At 56.4% G+C, this 16996-nt stretch carries 11 protein-coding genes and 1 pseudogene; 9 read left to right on the top strand and 3 right to left on the bottom strand.

The features are described 5' to 3' along the window. Positions 1 to 77: 77 nt before the first annotated feature. Entirely contained in the window at positions 78 to 1220 is a 1143-nt protein-coding gene (locus HY011_35460) for a M48 family metalloprotease (protein MBI3428252.1), read from the bottom strand. Positions 1221 to 1687: 467 nt separating this feature from the next. Here HY011_35460 and HY011_35455 point away from each other — a divergent pair, with 467 nt between their 5' ends. Beyond that, the gene (locus HY011_35455; protein ID MBI3428251.1) at positions 1688 to 2929 is read left to right on the top strand and encodes a PQQ-like beta-propeller repeat protein; all 1242 of its coding nucleotides are present in this window, start codon (positions 1688 to 1690) and stop codon (positions 2927 to 2929) included. A gap of 120 nt (positions 2930 to 3049) precedes the next feature. Here the strand turns inward: HY011_35455 and HY011_35450 are convergent, their stop codons facing one another. Beyond that, positions 3050 to 4384, bottom strand: coding sequence for a cation:proton antiporter (locus HY011_35450; protein ID MBI3428250.1), 1335 nt, complete (start codon positions 4382 to 4384; stop codon positions 3050 to 3052). 500 nt (positions 4385 to 4884) lie between these two features. On the opposite strand from HY011_35450, the gene HY011_35445 reads away from it, so the two are divergent. Beyond that, complete coding sequence (locus HY011_35445; protein MBI3428249.1) at positions 4885 to 6990, top strand: elongation factor G; 2106 nt, start codon at positions 4885 to 4887, stop codon at positions 6988 to 6990. A gap of 239 nt (positions 6991 to 7229) precedes the next feature. Beyond that, on the top strand, positions 7230 to 7604 hold the full coding sequence (locus tag HY011_35440; GenBank protein MBI3428248.1) for a RidA family protein: 375 nt from the start codon (positions 7230 to 7232) through the stop codon (positions 7602 to 7604). Between the two features lie 108 nt (positions 7605 to 7712). Here the strand turns inward: HY011_35440 and HY011_35435 are convergent, their stop codons facing one another. Continuing rightward, the gene (locus HY011_35435; protein MBI3428247.1) at positions 7713 to 7904 is read right to left on the bottom strand and encodes a 50S ribosomal protein L28; all 192 of its coding nucleotides are present in this window, start codon (positions 7902 to 7904) and stop codon (positions 7713 to 7715) included. 196 nt (positions 7905 to 8100) lie between these two features. Between HY011_35435 and HY011_35430 the strand changes: the two genes are divergently transcribed. From HY011_35430 to HY011_35405, 6 genes and pseudogenes are all read left to right on the top strand, one after another. Further along, a complete protein-coding gene (locus HY011_35430; protein MBI3428246.1) occupies positions 8101 to 9249 on the top strand; it encodes a SurA N-terminal domain-containing protein in 1149 nt (382 codons plus the stop codon). A gap of 74 nt (positions 9250 to 9323) precedes the next feature. Beyond that, positions 9324 to 11255: an ABC-F family ATP-binding cassette domain-containing protein gene (locus HY011_35425; protein MBI3428245.1), complete on the top strand. Its 1932-nt coding sequence runs from the start codon at positions 9324 to 9326 to the stop codon at positions 11253 to 11255. Between the two features lie 6 nt (positions 11256 to 11261). Beyond that, entirely contained in the window at positions 11262 to 11741 is a 480-nt protein-coding gene (ybaK, locus tag HY011_35420) for a Cys-tRNA(Pro) deacylase (GenBank protein MBI3428244.1), read from the top strand. Positions 11742 to 11899: 158 nt separating this feature from the next. Continuing rightward, positions 11900 to 12310, top strand: coding sequence for an EVE domain-containing protein (locus HY011_35415; protein ID MBI3428243.1), 411 nt, complete (start codon positions 11900 to 11902; stop codon positions 12308 to 12310). 35 nt (positions 12311 to 12345) lie between these two features. Beyond that, on the top strand, positions 12346 to 15387 hold the full coding sequence (locus tag HY011_35410; GenBank protein MBI3428242.1) for a DEAD/DEAH box helicase family protein: 3042 nt from the start codon (positions 12346 to 12348) through the stop codon (positions 15385 to 15387). Between the two features lie 144 nt (positions 15388 to 15531). Next, positions 15532 to 16899: pseudogene (locus HY011_35405) on the top strand (site-specific DNA-methyltransferase). Positions 16900 to 16996: the final 97 nt, after the last annotated feature.

Raw genomic sequence — 16996 nt, 5'->3', positions numbered from 1 at the left:
AAGAAAGAAAAAAGGCAAGGCGCTACAGCGCCTTGCCCGTAATTGAAGTGGAAGACAATGATGAAAAACGAAACTGGCTAATTGCCCGTCGGTTTATCGTTTGGTTTATCCGGTTTCGGTTCGCCGCGTTTCAGCGTGGGGCGATCAGCGGGCGCTTTGGAATCTTCAGCACCGCCGCTAGCGCCCGTGTCGGTACCTTCCGGTTGTCCCGGCTGACGGCGTTTGAGCGTGGGCCGTTTGTTTTCAGCGGCGGCATCGGAACCACCACGACCTGCGACCTTGGCATTGGTTATCGAGATCAGGCGCCCCTTGACCTGATTGAACTCAGACGTATTGAGCGTGTATTCGTTGCGGTCGGGGAAGCGGGCGATCAGCGCGTTGACGTTGGCAATGCGATCCGCCGTCATCGGATGCGTGCTGAAGATGCGCGCCAGCGTGCCGGGCTTTTTCTTGTCCTTGGTTTGGAGCTTTTCAAAGAAGCTCGCTAAGGCGTGTGGGTCATAGCCGCAGGCCCACATATATTGCGCGCCCAGACGGTCGGCTTCATTCTCGGCATTGCGGGAAAATTGCAAGAACCCCATCGGGATCAGCAGACTCGCTGCCTGTCGCGCGCCAAAACCGCCCCAGCCGCCCATGAAGATCAAGGGCAAGGTGCCCCAATTGACGAGTTGCCCTTTGGAGGCTTGCTCGACGCCATGACGGGCGCAAACGTGGGCAATCTCGTGCGCCATCGGCCCCGCTAATTCGGCTTCATTGTCCGCTTCGAGGATCAACCCTTTGTTGACGTAAAAAAATCCGCCGGGCAAAGCAAAGGCATTGACCTCGTCGCTATCAATCACCTTAATCGTGAACGGCACCTTCGCGTCTGAGTGCAGCACCAGGTTTTGACCGACTTTGTTGATGTATTCGACGACGATGGGGTCTTCCACCAATTTGGCCGACTGATCCACTTCGCGCGCGAACTGGCGGCCAATCGCCACTTCCTTTTCAAGGTTGTAGAAATTGACTTGGTGTTTGTTGATATTCCGCTTGCCGATCATCTCGGGATTCTCTTCTTCAGAAAGCGGTGTTTTTTGGGATTGGGTCGGGTTTGTGGCAGCAGGCTTGTTGGTGGTTTTATTGTTGGGATTGGTTTGGGCCTTTGCGGACGCAGCGGCTAACACTAAGCCGAATGCCAAACTCAAACTACATAACCTAGCAGACGCGTTCGGTGATTCCATTGCAACTCTCTCCTCAAACTAAAGCTGACGAGTGATCTTACTTCGCTGTCGTGCCAACGACAGCGAGTGGGAGTTCGCGACGATTGGATGGTTTGGCTTACGTAAGCCGCCCCGCGATGAACCTGGCATCAAGGTCAAATATCAAGTTATTTGGATTTCCAGGTTGGTTACCAATCGTAGATTGGGTGCCAGCATTATACTCAGCAAGACCTTTTTGGGGAGTCTGTTTTTAATTAATTATCCCTATGGTAGTCTCTGTAAATATTCAGAAAATTAACTACTTATTATTGAGCGTTGAGTCTTCAGGCAGGTTGTATGTAACCAGCTTCGTGCCATGTTAGTCATACACTGTAACTCATAATTACGGCCTTGTTGTTTTACTTGCTGTGGTCTAAACAAAGAAACCGGGTGTTCGATGCCCGGTGCGTAGCAAAACAAGCTCACAGTTTCATTAAGGAGATTTGCTGATGAAATATCTAGTTTCTCTGCTGCTTTTGGGCGCTCTGGCGCTCGTTCCGCTCACGAGCGGCAATACCGCAGCCGAAGCGGAATGGCCGCAATGGCGTGGCCCGCTGCGCAATGGAGTGTCCGCCGAGACGGGGTTTCTGAAACAATGGCCCGCCAGCGGCCCGGCTGTTACCTGGGCTATTTCAACGCTTGGCGAAGGCTATGGCTCGCTCGCCATCAAGGCCAGCCGCATTTATGTGCAGGGCACGAGCGGCGCGGCGAGTACGGTCTTTTGTTTGAATAGCGCCGATGGCAAAACGATTTGGTCAACTTCGCTGGGGCCGAAAGTAAGCGAAAGCCGCGGCAATGGGCCGCGCGGCACGCCGACGTTGGATGGCGACCGAGTTTATGTGTTGACCGAAAATGGCGACCTGGCTTGTTTACGCGCACGCGATGGTTCGGCGGTCTGGCGCAAGAACATTTTGAAAGATTACGGCGGACGCAATCCGGGCTGGCTGATCAGCGAATCGCCTTTGGTGGATGACAATCGTGTAGTCGTTTCACCGGGGGGGAGCGGAGCGGGCATCGTCGCCCTGGATAAAATGACCGGCCAGGAGATCTGGCGAGCGAAGGATTTGAGTTCAACCGCGGGGTACGCCTCCAACATTGTGGCCGACATCGGCGGGGTGCGCACATACATGAACTTTACGGCGAATGCCGCCGTCGGCGTGCGCGCCAGTGATGGCAAGCTGATGTGGCAGTACGACAAGGTGGCCAATCGCACGGCCAATTGCACCACGCCTGTGTTTGCCGACAACAAAGTCTTTTTCTCTTCGGCTTACGACACCGGGGCGGCGTTGCTCAACCTGTCGGCGCAGGGCGGGGAAGTGAAGGCGCAAGAGGCTTATTTCACCCGCGATATGATGAATCATCACGGCGGGATGGTGTTGGTGAACGGCTACCTGTACGGTTTCTCGAATCAGATTCTGACCTGCATGGAATTCAACACCGGCAAGGTAATGTGGCGCGACCGCAGCGTTGGTAAAGGCGCTGTGACGTATGCGGACGGTATGCTCTTTTTGTTGGGTGAAAAACAGATGGTCGGTTTAGCGGAGGCGAACCCGAAAGCTTATGTCGAAAAAGGGCGCTTCCCAATTCAGGACATGGGCCGCGAAAGCTGGGCACACCCGGTAGTGCTCAACGGCAAACTCTATATTCGGAATCAAGGTGCCTTGACCTGTTACGACATAAAGGCGAAGTGATTTGTTCCGGGTACGCATCGCTTTCCGCATACGGGCTGATTTACCACTACAGTTGCTTTGATTGTGGTAGTGAAGCCTGCACTCTGGAAGCCGTGCGTACCCAGGTTGCAGGCTGCGCACTCATTCCAAGCTTTCTTCAGTCTCGCCCATCCCGGCAACGGATTCGTAAACTTCCACCCCCACCGCTTCTTCGCAAAGCGGGAAGACCCGCCGCAACAACAGCGGCGTCACCATTGTGGTCACCAGCACCATAATCACCATGATCGAGAACACTTGCTGCCCGATGACTCCGCTGGACAGCCCCACACCAGCCACGATCAGCCCGACTTCGCCGCGCGAGATCATGCCGATGCCGACGCGCAGGGCTTCTTGATTGGTGAAGCCGCAAAACCGCGCCCCCGCGCCACTGCCGACAATTTTGCCAATGATGGCGACCAGCAGGATGGCCAGCAGCAGCCCGAGTTTTGAAGTGTCGGCCAGCAATTCGCGTCCATTGGCTTCCAGGCCAATCGAAATAAAAAAGACTGGGACGAAGAAGCTGTAGGTGAGTGGATGAATACCCTCGTCAATTTTGTGTTTGAACCGCGTGCGGGCCATCAACACGCCAGCGAGGTACGATCCCGTGATGGCGGCGACTTGTCCCACATATTGTGCGATGAAAGCATAAAACAGTGCGAGCGCCACAGCGCCTGCCAATAACGCCTGGCTGGCAGGCGTGCGCGCAAACCTGTCCAGCAAAGCTTCGAAATACTGCCAGCCGAACCAGGTGGCAAGAACAAAGAAAGCCGTCATCAGCACGACGACCAGGCTCAACTCGGCAAGCTTGCTGCCATCAAACAGGCGCAGGGCGAGCAATTGCGGCAGCGTGGTGTCGGTTTGGGTTTGTGCGTTGCCAATGGCGGCAAAGGCGACGACGAAGGAAAGCACGATGATGCCCATGACGTCATCAATCACCGCCGCGCCCAAAATGGTCGAGCCTTCCTTCGAGCGCAATTGCTTCAATTCCATCAGCGTTTGCGCCGAGATCGAAACGCTGGTGGCCGTGAGTACTGTGCCGATAAAAATGGCTTCGCGCCAGCCGTAGCCGAAGCCGCGCGCGACCAGGGCGCCGCCCAACATCGGCAAGATGACGCCACCTGTCGCCGCCCAAAAGGCTGCGCGCCCGACGCGTTTCATCTCGACCAAATCGGTTTCCAGACCGGCCACGAACATCAGCAGGATGACGCCAATTTCAGCCAGGTCTTTCAGCGTATGGTTGAGTGCCGCATAAGCCTCCGCCCCGCGCGCAAAGACGCCCAAGTGCAACACGTCTAAAAACGTAGGGCCGAGCAGCAAACCGATGAGGATCTCGCCAAAGACGGCAGGTTGACCGAACCGCACGCTGAGCGCCCCCGCAGCCTTAGCGCACACGACGATGATGACCAACAGCAAAAGCAATTGCAGTAAATGTGGCATGCCTAAAATCCTATTTTCTGACAGTCGCAACAGTGATGAAGTTACAGACAGCATATAGGCGAAGCCCGGAAGCAGGCAATTCGAGCGGCACGCCTGGCCCATCTTCACACCCCAAATCGCCTGTGCTAGTATCCGCCCGTAATCGCATCGGACGATTCCCGCGCACGAAATTTTCAAACTGAATTCGCCAATTTATTTGGAGGAAGAGCGGATGAGCAGGCAACGACTCTCTGCACGCTTCGCAATCATTCAAACGGTTCCGCCTCTACTCGCCTTGCCCGTGGCCGCCCGCGACCGGCACAAACGGATTCTCAAAAAACCGCTAACGGTACCGCGCGCGTGAGCAAGCGGGGCTTCCGTGTTTCACTTACCGGAAAACCCGCTTGCTCACGCGCGCGATACTGCTTTCACGTTGAAACTGCCTGCCCGCGCTGCACGATGCGGCTGGCCGTTTCGTTTTTCCATCAACTCGATAACCATTTCCGCAAAGGAGCCAAGTGATGAAAACATACTCGACACAGGAGATCAGAAACTTGGGCATTGTAGGTCACGGCGACGCGGGGAAGACCTCCCTCGTCGCCGCGATGCTATTTGCCGCCGGAGTCGGCAACCGTCTCGGCAGGGTGGATGACGGCACCGCTCCGACCGATTTTGACGAAGAAGAAATCAGCCGCAAACTCAGCCTCAATCTCGGCACCGCCTACGCCGAATACAAAAATACCAAGCTCAACCTGATAGACACGCCCGGCTATGCCGCCTTCATTGCCAACGCCAAAGGCGCGTTGCGCGTGACGGAGGCTTCGTTGTTCGTAGTGGATGGCGTGACCGGCCCCGGCGTGCAGACCGAGAAAGTCTGGGATTATTGCAACGAATTGAAACGCGCCCGCCCGCGCTTTTTCGTGATCAATAAGTTGGACAAGGAACGCGCGGATTATGGCGTCGTGCTCAATCAATTGCGCGAGACCTTCAGCATCCACTGCGTCCCGTTCACGCTGCCCATCGGTTCCGAAAAGAATTTTCGCGGCGTGGTGGATGTCATTTGCATGAAGGCCTATGAGTTTGACGCCAACGGCAAGGCCAAGGAAGTTCCCGTGCCCGAAGACGGACGCGGTTATATCAACGAGACACACGAGCGCCTGATCGAAGCGGTCGCCGAATCGGATGACACGCTGATGGAGCATTTCTTTGAAGCGGGCACGCTGCCCGACGATGAATTTATCGGCGGCATCAAAAAAGCGATTTTGTCCGGCGTGCTCATGCCGGTCTTTGCGGGTTCTTCCACCACGCTGGCCGGGATCACGACGATGATGGATATGCTGGTGGATTACGCGCCCTATCCCAGCGATCTAGGCGCCGTCAAAGCGTTGACTTCGCCGGACGCGGGCGCGGAAGAGGTCGAGCGTGAAGAGACCGATAGCGCTGGCCCGGCAGCCTATGTGTTTCGCACGCTCTCGGAAAGCTTCGGCAAGATCACGCTCATGAAAGTTTTCTCCGGCGTGATTAAATCCGACGCGACCCTGCAAAACATGCGCACCAGTCAGGCGGAACGGCTCGGGCCGCTGCACGTCATTCAAGGCAAGGGCGTTGAAAAGATTGCCGAAGCACACGCCGGTGACATCGTTGCGGTCTTGAAGTTGAAAGACACCACCACGGGTGACACGCTTTGTGACAAAGCCGCGCCGATTTATTTCGAGCCGGTCAAATTCCCCGAACCGGCCATCAACTTCGCCATTGAACCCAAATCGCGCGCCGACGAAGACAAGCTTTCCGGCGCGATCCATCGCATCCTGGAAGAAGACCCGCAACTGCGCTACAACCGCAACGACGAAACCAAAGAGTTCGAGCTCGGTGGCAGCAGCCAGCAGCATATCGAAACCGTCGTGGCGAAACTCAAGCACCGCTACAACGTCGAAGTCACTTTGCATCAACCCAAAGTCCCTTACCGCGAAACCATCAAAGCGCGCGTAGAGGTGCAGGGCCGCCACAAGAAACAGACCGGCGGGCGCGGTCAATTCGGCGATTGCAAATGCATCTTCGAACCATTGCCGCGTGGCGAAGGCTTCCATTTTGAAGACAAAATCTTCGGCGGCGCGATCCCGCAGCAGTGGCGGCCCGCCGTCGAAAAGGGCATCAAGGATTCCGCCGTGCGCGGCGCGCTGGCCGGTTATCCGCTGGTGGATTTCAAGGTGCAACTGATTGACGGCAGCTACCATACTGTGGATTCCGACGATCACTCCTTTCAGATGGCCGGGCGCAAGGCGTTCAAAATGATGATCGAGAAGGCGCACCCCACCTTGCTGGAACCGATCATGCACGTCGAAGTCGTCGCGCCGCAGGAATACGCTGGCGACCTGATGGGCGACTTGAACTCGCGCCGGGGCCGCATCCAGGGCATGGACGCCAAAGGCAACAACCAGGTCATCAAAGCCCAAGTGCCGATGTCCGAAATGCTGACTTATCCACAAACGCTCAACTCGATCACCAGCGCGCGCGCGTCGTACCACATGGAGTTTTCGCATTACGACGAAGTGCCGTCACACCTGTTGCAAAAGATCGTGCAGCAGGCGGTGGCGGAAGGGCGTGTGCGGAAGGAAGAGGAAGACTAGAAGCGTTAGCCAATTAGCAATTCATAGGCGCGTCCCACCAGTGGGACGCGCCTATTCTTTTGGAAGCGGCGGCTGGTTTGCTTAGTTCGCGGTTGGCCATTCTCGAAAAGGCCGACTTGAACTCAACAAGTCACGGTAAAGCTGAGATTCCAGCGGCAAGCACTTCAACAAACTGCGTTCATCCTGTAGAATCTCATTTCAATCAAAGCACCAAACCCAATCAAGCAGGAACACAACCGATGGAAAGTATCCAGACCGGCCGCGCGCCACAGGCGATTGGCCCTTACTCGCAGGCTGTCAAAGTCAATGGCTTGGTCTTTTGTTCAGGCCAAATCCCGCTTGACCCCGCGACGATGCAGGTGATCGAAGGTGACGTGAAGGCACAGACCGAACGTGTCTTGGTGAACCTGAGTGCCGTACTCGAAGCGGCTGGCTCGTCGTTGGAGCGCGTTGTCAAGACGACCGTCTTCTTGCTGGATATGAATGATTTTGCGGCGATGAACGAAGTCTATGCCGCTTATTTCAGCAACAATCGTCCGGCGCGTTCAACTGTGCAAGTGTCACGCTTGCCCCGCGACGTGCGCGTCGAAATTGAGGTTGTGGCCTTGGCTTAAGCTTGAGTGGTGAAACGAATGCAGGCAGCAAAGACAAAAAGCGCGAGTCCTCAATTGAATCCCTTGATGAACTCGCGCGCTTTGAAACTGGATGGGAAAATGCGGACGCTAAGCGGCTTTGACAACCTTCCCGCCTTTAATACAGCGGGTGCAAACTTTGATGCGCTTGCCGGCGCCGTTGATCAGCGCGCGGACGGTTTGTAGGTTCGGATCAAAGCGGCGGCGGGTCCTGTTATTCGCGTGGGAAACATTGTTGCCGAATTGCGGGCCTTTGCCGCATAGTTCACAACGAGTAGCCATAATTACCTCCAAAGTTTTCCCCAAAGTGTTGGGTGGTTATCTAGTTAGTGATTGATCAGTGCGAAAAACGAAGTCGGCTTTATAACAGACACCTGCTCAAGCGTCAAACACGGGCGCACTAATCGGCAGGCTCAACGTCATTGTAAGCAGTTATCATCAGTTAGCAGAGTATCTAAGCAAAAGGAGCTAAGACAAAGTGCGTAAATTATTGATTGCATCGTCAGTGATCGGCCTCGCGCTCGTTGCCACAGCGTGCGGAGGAGGGGGCGGAACCAGCGCCTCCAGCAATGGGAAAGAAGCAGCAGCGACCGTCAATGGGAACAACATCACTGTTGACGACGTGGATCGCATCACCGCCCAGCGCGCCGGTGCGCAAAAGGGCCAGCTTTCGCCACTGGAATTGGCGGCGGCGCGCTTGCAGGTGCTGGAAGAGATGATCCAACAGGAAGTCCTCTATCAACGCGCCCAAAAAGAAGGCATCAACCCCACCGATCAAGAGATCAATGAGTTCATCCAAAAAGGGAAGCAGGAAGGCGGCCTGACCGAGGAAGAATTCGATAAACAACTCAAGGAAAGCGGTCAGACGCAGGATTCCTTCCGCGCCGATGTGCGCAAACAGATGGCGATTCAAAAACTGCAAGACAAGCTTGGCGCGACGCTCAAGGTGCAAGACCGCGAGATCAGCGATTTCTTCAACTCCAATCCGAAACAATTTGTGGCCGAGCCAGGCGTAGGCTTGTCGGACATCATCGTTGACCCCGCCGACAACGGCATGAAAAACGATGTCAAAGGGGACGTGGCTGCCCAGCAGAAGATCAACGAAATTCGCCAGCGGCTCAATACTGGCACCGATTTCGCCACCGTCGCCCGTGTGCAATCCGAAGATCAAAGCGCCATGAAAGCCGGCGACTTGGGATTCGTGCGACAAGCCGATTTTGCGGGATTGGCGCAAGCCGGCCTGCCCGCCGAACTGGGCAACCAGATGATGAGCAAGAACGAAGGCGATTTGCTCGGCCCCGTCAAGGACGCGCGCGGACGCTGGCATATTTTCAAGCTCACGCAGAAACGCACCGATAGCCGCCAACTCACATTGGACGATCCGGACGTGCGCAAACAGATTTCCGATTACATCCTGAATCAACGGCGCTCGTTGTTGAATGAGGCGCTGCTGACGCGCGCGCGCGACGAAGCCAAGATCGAAAACTTCCTGGCCGCGCGCACGCTCGAAAACCCGAACAGTTTTGGCGTGTTGCGTCCGGTCGCTTCAGCACCGGCGGCTTCACCAAATGCCTCGCCAGGCGCTGCGGCCAGCCCCGCCGCTGTGGCATCTCCGAAAAGGAAGTAGGCGGTAATTCAGTAGTCAGTGGCCGGGAATTTCAAACCGGCCACTGACTGCCGACTACTGACTACTGACTACCTATGCTTTTCCGTTTATCCGAAGTCACCAAAGCCTACGGCGCACAGGAAGTGTTGCGCGGCGTGAGCTTTCAACTCAATCCCGGCGAACATGTGGGCCTCGTGGGCCGCAACGGCGCGGGGAAAACCACGATCTTTCGTCTGATCACGGGTGTGGAGACGCACGATCAGGGCGAATTGGAGCGCCTGAAAAGCTTGCGCGTCGGGGTGTTGGCGCAGCACGTGGATTTTGCCGGGGCCGATACGATCCTTGAGGCCGCGCTGTCCGTCTTCAGTGAGTTGCGCGCCTTGGAAGCGCAGATGCGCGAACTCGAACACGCGATGACAGAGGTGCAAGGCGACGACCTTGAGCGCGTAATGCACGATTACAGCGAAGCGCAGCACGCTTACGAACACCAAGGCGGTTTCACTTATCACGCGCGCGCCGAAGCCGTTTTACTCGGCCTGGGATTTGCCAAAGATGCGTTTGAGAAGAAGGCCGAAAGCCTTTCTGGCGGAGAAAAAAACCGCCTCGGCCTGGCGCGCCTGCTGTTGCTCGAACCTGACATCCTGTTGCTGGATGAACCGACCAACCACCTTGACGTAGATGCGGTCGAATGGCTGGAAGAGTTTTTGGCCGCTTACAAATCGGCCTACCTCATCATCTCGCACGACCGCTTCTTCCTTGATCACACCGTGACGCGCGTGCTCGATCTTGAATTCGGCAAGGTGGATAGTTACAAGGGCAATTACAGCGCCTACCTCGAACAGCGCGAAGAGCGCCGCGAGCAGCAGCAACGCGCCTACGAACAGCAGCAGGAACTCATCGCCAGAACCGAAGATTTCATCCGCCGCAACCTGGCGGGGCAAAAGGTCAAGCAGGCCAAATCCCGCCGCAATATGCTTGAACGCATGGATCGGCTGGAAAGCGTCAACAATCTCGACACCGCCAACTTCAAACTCAAACCAGCCGCCCGCACCGGCGATCAGGTGATGATTCTCGACGAACTGGCGATTGGTTATGCGCCGAAGATATTGGCGCGCGGCTTATCATTTACGCTTCGGCGTAGCGAACGCCTTGGCATCATCGGCGGCAACGGCACGGGCAAGACGACGTTGCTGCGCACGCTGCTAGGTGAATTGAAACCGCTGGCTGGTGACATTCGTTGGGGCACCGGCGTCAAACTGGGTTACTACGACCAGCGCTTGCACACGGTGGATGATCGCAACTCGGTGCTGGATGAATTGCGCACCGTTGCTGCGGCGACGACGACGGATGGCGAGTTGCGCGGCTTTCTGGGCCGGTTTCTCTTTAGTGGGGATGACGTCTTCAAACCAGTAGCCGCGTTGTCCGGCGGCGAAAAGGGCCGGCTGGCACTGGCGAAATTGATCTATTCGCAGGTCACGCTGCTGATCCTGGACGAGCCGACCAACCATCTGGACATCGCTTCCTGCGAGGCGCTGGAGGCGGCTTTGAACGAGTATGGTGGAACGATCATCACCGTCTCGCACGATCGCTATTTTCTGGATCGCATCGCTACCCAGATTCTCTACTTCGGCAAACAGGGCGTAGAGTTTTACGACGGCAGCTACAGCGAATTTTATGAGGCGCATCACCGCGCGTTAACCGAAGTGCAGGCCCGCCTTGCCGAAGCGCAGCGCGTCGAGCGAGAAGCGCGCCTGGTGGAAACCACCAAGACCGCCGTCAAACCCGGCAAAACCAATAAGTCGCGCCAACAAGGGCCAAAACCGGCGGACATCGAGGCAATGATTCAAGCGACGGAAGCGGAAATGCACGAGGTTTCTGCCGCCATGTCCGCCGAAGAAGTCGCTCGCGACCACGTTCGTTTAACTGCCTTGAGCGAACGCTACCGGACACTGGAAACGCGCTTGCAGGAACTCTACAAAACTTGGGAGCAAGCTCTTGAAGCCGCCACCGCGGCTGCGGGGGGCTGACGCAGTATGAAAACCCTTGCGGCGCGCTTGCTCGATCAACTCAAAATCAATTACGAGTTGCGCGCTTATGAAGTCAATGAGGACGAGTTAGATGCCATCACGGTGGCACGCAAGGTCAACATGCCGCCGGAGGCGACGTTCAAAACCTTGGTCGCGCGGGGCGATAAAACCGGCGTGGTCATGGCTTGCCTTCCCGGCGACACTGAACTGGACTTGAAGAAATTTGCCGCCGTCACGGGCAATAAAAAAGTAGAGTTGGTGGCCGTCAAAGAAATTCAGGCGTTGACGGGCTATCTGCGCGGCGGTGTTTCGCCCTTGGGGACGAAAAAGAAATATCCGCTCTTCCTTGACGAAACAGCGCTGATGCACGACCTTATCAGCGTCAGCGCTGGGCAGCGTGGCTTACAAATGATCTTAGCGCCCCAGGATTTACAGCGTGCCGCCCAAGCCCAATTGGCCGCATTAACAAAACCGTTGTCAGCTTGATCTGCCAACTACAGTATTGCCCCCCAAATACTCATACGTTTGAATTCTCCCAGTCGTTCACGTTGGGAACTAAACAGCCAGGGTGTCAAAGAATGCCCGGCGCAAACACACACACACTCGCAGCATCAATGCCCTGCGGTGCTGAGAGGAGAGATTGCATGCCTAATCGTTGGTTGTTTAAGACGGAGCCAGAAGCGTATTCCTACGATGATCTTGAGCGGGATAAAAAGTGCATTTGGGACGGCGTCAGCAGCAACCAGGCGCTCAAGAATTTGCGCGCGGTGAAGCTGGGTGACGAGATTTTGATCTACCACACCGGCAACGAGAAGGCGATTGTCGGGCTGGCCGAAGTCATCAAGGACGCTTACCCAGACCCCACTGCCAATGACGAACATTTGCTGGTCGTCAACCTCAAACCCAAACGCCGCTTAGCCCAGCCGCTGACCCTGGCCGAAATCAAAGCCAATGAAGCCTTCAGCGAATTCGATTTGGTGCGGCTGCCGCGCCTTTCGGTCGTGCCCATCAGCAAAGAGTATTGGGAATTGCTGCAAGACCTGCTCAAGTTCTGAACTGCCGGGCGGGCTGCGGAAGACGGTTGAAAGCAATGCGGAATCAATTCTTTGAACAGCCGGTGCTCAACTCGCCTTATGCCTACCCTGCTCGACATTGGGAGCTTGATGCACTAGGCCAACCAACTCAGCGCATCCTCGAACAGCGTCGCGAGTCAAAGTACATCACGCCGATTCCGAAACCCAAACAGCGCAAGAGCGCCGCGCAACAAGCTGATTTGCGCTTTAGCGACGACACCGGGATTTCGACGGAAAATCAAAAATATGATCCGGTGCCGATCATCAATGAGATGCGGCATTACATTAACCAATGGCGCGCCTTGCCCAATCCCGCCGACTGGCAGGTCACGCCTGAAACCGCCCGCTTGTTGCAACACTGGCGGCATCATCCGTTTAGCGGCGTGCGCCCGTTCTTTTGTCAGGTCGAAGCCGTCGAAACCGCCATCTGGCTGACCGAAGTCGCCCCCACGCTTGGCCCGCGCGGCAAGAAGTTTCTCGATCATCTCGCCAACGCCAACCACGATGCGAACCCTGAACTGTCGCGGCTGGCGTTGAAACTGGCGACCGGCGCAGGCAAAACCACGGTGATGGCGATGCTGATTGCTTGGCAAACAATCAATGCCGTGCGGCACCCCGGCAGCAACAGGTTTACGCGCGGCTTTCTGGTCGTCGCGCCGGGGCTGACCATCAAAGACCGGTTGCGCGTATTGCAGCCCAGCGACCCTGACAGCTATTACGCCGACCGCGAACTCGTGCCCAGCGATCTGCTCGAAGACGCCAAGCGCGCCAAGCTCGTCATCACCAATTATCACGCCTTCAAATTGCGCGAACGGCTTGAGCTGACAAAGGGCAACCGCTCTTTGTTGCAAGGACGCGGCGCGGCCTTGAACACGCTCGAAACCGAAGGCCAGATGTTGCAACGGGTGATGCCCGATTTGATGGGGCTGAAAAACATTCTGGTGCTCAACGACGAAGCGCATCATTGTTACCGTGAGCGACCGCCCCGCGCTGACGAAGAAGCCTTGACCGGCGATGACAAGCGAGAGGCCCAGCAGAACAACGAAGCCGCGCGGCTCTGGATTTCCGGTCTCGAAACGGTCAAGCGGAAGCTGGGCGTGGCGCGCGTGCTTGATCTATCGGCCACGCCGTTTTTCCTGCGCGGTTCCGGCTACCGCGAAGGCACGTTGTTCCCGTGGACGATGAGCGACTTTTCGCTGATGGACGCCATCGAATGCGGCATCGTCAAATTGCCGCGCGTACCCGTGGCCGACAACATTCCCGGCGAAGACGCGCCCAAGTTCCGCAATCTGTGGGAACACATCAGCAAAAAGATGCCGAAGAAAGGCAAGAGCAAGGCGGGCGAACTCGACCCGCTCAGCCTGCCGGTTGAATTGCAAACCGCGCTCGAAGCCCTTTACGGCCATTACGAAAAGACCTACGAGTTATGGCGGGCGGCGGGCATTCGCGTGCCGCCCTGTTTCATCGTCGTCTGCAACAACACTTCGACCTCGAAGCTGGTTTACGATTACATCTCTGGTTTTGACCAAGTCAATGAAGACGGATCGTCAATGCCAGTGGCCGGGCGGCTCGCGCTGTTTCGCAATTTCGATGAGCACGGCAACGCCTATCCGCGCCCGCGCACGCTGCTGATTGACAGCGAACAACTCGAATCCGGCGAGGCGCTGGATGACAGCTTCCGCAAAATGGCTGAGCCGGAGATTGAACGCTTTCGCCGCGAGATCATCGAACGCACCGGCGACCGCCGTCAGGCCGACAACCTGACCGACCAGCAACTGCTGCGCGAAGTGATGAACACCGTCGGCAAGCCCGGTCAATTGGGCGAATCCATCCGCTGCGTCGTCTCGGTCTCGATGCTGACCGAAGGCTGGGATGCCAACACCGTCACGCACGTCTTGGGCGTGCGCGCGTTCGGCACGCAGTTGCTGTGCGAACAGGTGATTGGCCGCGCGTTGCGCCGTCAGTCTTACGAACTGAATGAGGACGGTTTGTTCAATGTCGAATATGCCGATGTGCTGGGCATTCCTTTTGATTTCAATGCCAAGCCCGTTGTCGCCCCGCCGCAAAAGCCACGCGAAACCATTCAAGTCAAAGCCTTGCGCCCTGACCGCGACGCGTTGGAAATTCGTTTTCCGCGTGTGGCGGGTTATCGCGTCGAGTTGCCGGAAGAGCGGTTGACCGCCACTTTCAACGCTGATTCCGCGCTGGAATTAACGCCTGATCTGGTCGGCCCTTCGATCACGCGCAATGAGGGTATCATCGGCGAGGCCGTGGATTTGAACCTGAAACATCTGGGCGACATGCGGCATTCCACGTTGCTGACACACCTGGCGTCTCGGTTGCTTAACACCAAGTGGCGTGACTCGGGCGAAGGCTTCAATCCCAATCTGTTCTTCCAACTCAGGAAAATCACCAAGCAATGGTTGGACAGTAGTCTGGTCTGTAAAGGCGGCACTTATCCGGCGCAGTTGCTGTATCAGGAGCTATCCGATATGGCTTGCGAACGCATCACCGCCGCCATCGTGCGCGCCGAAGAAGGCCGCCGCCCGATCAAAGCCGTCCTCGATCCTTACAACCCGACCGGCTCGACGCTGCACGTCAAATTCAACACCTCAAAGACGGAACGCTGGCTGACGGACGCGCGGCGCTGCCATTTGAATTGGGTCATCCTCGACAGCAGTTGGGAAGCCGAGTTTTGCCGCGTCGTCGAAGCGCATCCGAAAGTGCGAGCCTACGTCAAGAATCACAATCTGGGGTTGGAAGTGCCGTACCGGTTCGGCTCGGAAAACCGCAAATACATTCCCGACTTCATCGTGCTGGTAGACGATGGACACGAAGACCCGCTCAATTTGATCGTCGAGATCAAAGGCTACCGCCGTCAGGATGCCGTCGTGAAGAAAGAGACGATGGATGTGTATTGGGTGCCGGGCGTGAACAATCTGGGCAGCTATGGCCGCTGGGCGTTTGCCGAATTCACCGATGTGTTTCAGATGGAAGAGGATTTTGCGGCGAAGATCGAAGCCGAGTTCAACCGGATGATTGAGACCATCGTCGCGTAATCTTTGGAGTGCTGCGGCTTGACGCAGCTTTTGCGTTCGCTGTCGAAATCTCGCGGGACAGCGAAGGCTTTGGCGGCGAACGAAAAGCGGTGTCGAGCCACCGCACTCCATAGGCTTTGCGTGAATTGAATTCCGTACACTGATATGGCAAAGAACCAAACCAAGAAATCCGTCGAAACCCTCACGCACGATGATGCTTCGCGCAAGAACATCCCGACCGCCGAATTCCAATCCGTGCTGCGGCAGGAAGACAAGCATCCCGTCCGCGTAGCCTACGAACGGCGCGACCGCGATCTTGATCCGCAGTTGGTTTGGCGCGGCAAGGATGAGCAGGATTGGTCGGATTTGGTCGTGCAGGCGCCGCCGCTTTACATCCAGGAAAAGGTTCATCCCAAGGTGTTGATTGACGATCTGCTGCGCCGGTCAAAGGCCGAGCACAAGGCCGCCGAGCTTCAGTTCGATCTGTTCGCCGATTTCAATGGCTTGCCTGACGATGACGCCAAGACGGAGTTTTATCAGCACGACGCGCATTGGGCGAACCGGATGATTCTGGGCGACAGTTTGCAGGTGATGGCGAGCCTGGCCGAACGCGAAGGGCTGCGCGGCAAGGTGCAATGCATCTATCTCGATCCGCCCTACGGCATCAAGTTCAACTCCAATTTCCAGTGGTCAACCACCAGCCGCGATGTCAAAGACGGCCACACCGACCACATCACGCGCGAGCCGGAGCAGGTCAAAGCCTTTCGGGATACGTGGCGCGACGGCATTCATTCGTATCTGACCTATCTACGCGACCGGTTGACGGTGGCGCGCGATCTGCTGACGGAGGGCGGTTCGATCTTTGTGTAGATTGGGGATGAGAATGTGCATCGGGTGCGGGCGGTGATGGATGAGGTTTTTGGCATTGACTCGTTCATCAGTTGCATCGTCTTTGTGAAAACATCCGGCTCGACAGGCGATTTTCTTGGGCCGACTTTTGATTATTTGCTTTGGTACGCCAAGCGAAAAGAATCGGTGAAGTACCGAAAGTTTCTACTCAAGAAAGCGCCGGGGCAGAAAGGTGGAACTGGCTACAAGAGCGTCCAACTAGCCGATCTCTCTCGTCGGCCACTCACAAAAGATGAGATTGACGATCCAGATTCACTGCCAAGTGATGCCAAGATTTACTTCCGCGATAATCTCACGAGTCAGAGCGTTGGGCGTGACAAAGGGGAAGGCGCAGCTTCTTGGTTTGGTGTGAATTTTGAAGGTCGCGTGATAAAGCCGTCGCTGAGCGTGCGCTGGAAAACAAATGAGCAGGGATTTGACCGGCTCATTAAGGCGAACCGGGCAGAGGCAAGTTCAACCAGCAACTTGGGCTATATTCGCTATCTTGACGATTATCCAGTTTACGAACTCACAGACGTTTGGAATGACACGCTTGGTCAAAACCAGTTTGGTGGCCCAAAAACTTATGTTGTCCAGACAGCTCTCACCGTCTTGGAACGATGCATTCTTATGACCACCGACCCAGCCTACGCAGCGGATAGTCAGTGACCGACGCAAGGCCAAGTTCATCACGCCGATTCCGAAGCCGAAAAAGCGCCAACGCGCAGGCGCTCAGGAGGAG

It is taken from the genome of Acidobacteriota bacterium, assembly GCA_016196035.1.
Classification (GTDB): domain Bacteria; phylum Acidobacteriota; class Blastocatellia; order RBC074; family RBC074; genus JACPYM01.
Note: the sequence above shows the minus strand (reverse complement) of the source record. Positions and strands in the feature narration are given on the sequence as shown.

Excerpts from the sequence above, each read along its gene's own strand:
- HY011_35450 (MBI3428250.1), bottom strand. The coding sequence starts at position 4,384 with ATGCCACATTTACTGCAATTGCTTTTGCTGTTGGTCATCATCGTCGTG.
- HY011_35445 (MBI3428249.1), top strand. The coding sequence starts at position 4,885 with ATGAAAACATACTCGACACAGGAGATCAGAAACTTGGGCATTGTAGGT.
- HY011_35460 (MBI3428252.1), bottom strand. The coding sequence starts at position 1,220 with ATGGAATCACCGAACGCGTCTGCTAGGTTATGTAGTTTGAGTTTGGCA.
- HY011_35415 (MBI3428243.1), top strand. The coding sequence starts at position 11,900 with ATGCCTAATCGTTGGTTGTTTAAGACGGAGCCAGAAGCGTATTCCTAC.
- ybaK (MBI3428244.1), top strand. The coding sequence starts at position 11,262 with ATGAAAACCCTTGCGGCGCGCTTGCTCGATCAACTCAAAATCAATTAC.
- HY011_35440 (MBI3428248.1), top strand. The coding sequence starts at position 7,230 with ATGGAAAGTATCCAGACCGGCCGCGCGCCACAGGCGATTGGCCCTTAC.
- HY011_35410 (MBI3428242.1), top strand. The coding sequence starts at position 12,346 with ATGCGGAATCAATTCTTTGAACAGCCGGTGCTCAACTCGCCTTATGCC.
- HY011_35455 (MBI3428251.1), top strand. The coding sequence starts at position 1,688 with ATGAAATATCTAGTTTCTCTGCTGCTTTTGGGCGCTCTGGCGCTCGTT.
- HY011_35435 (MBI3428247.1), bottom strand. The coding sequence starts at position 7,904 with ATGGCTACTCGTTGTGAACTATGCGGCAAAGGCCCGCAATTCGGCAAC.
- HY011_35425 (MBI3428245.1), top strand. The coding sequence starts at position 9,324 with ATGCTTTTCCGTTTATCCGAAGTCACCAAAGCCTACGGCGCACAGGAA.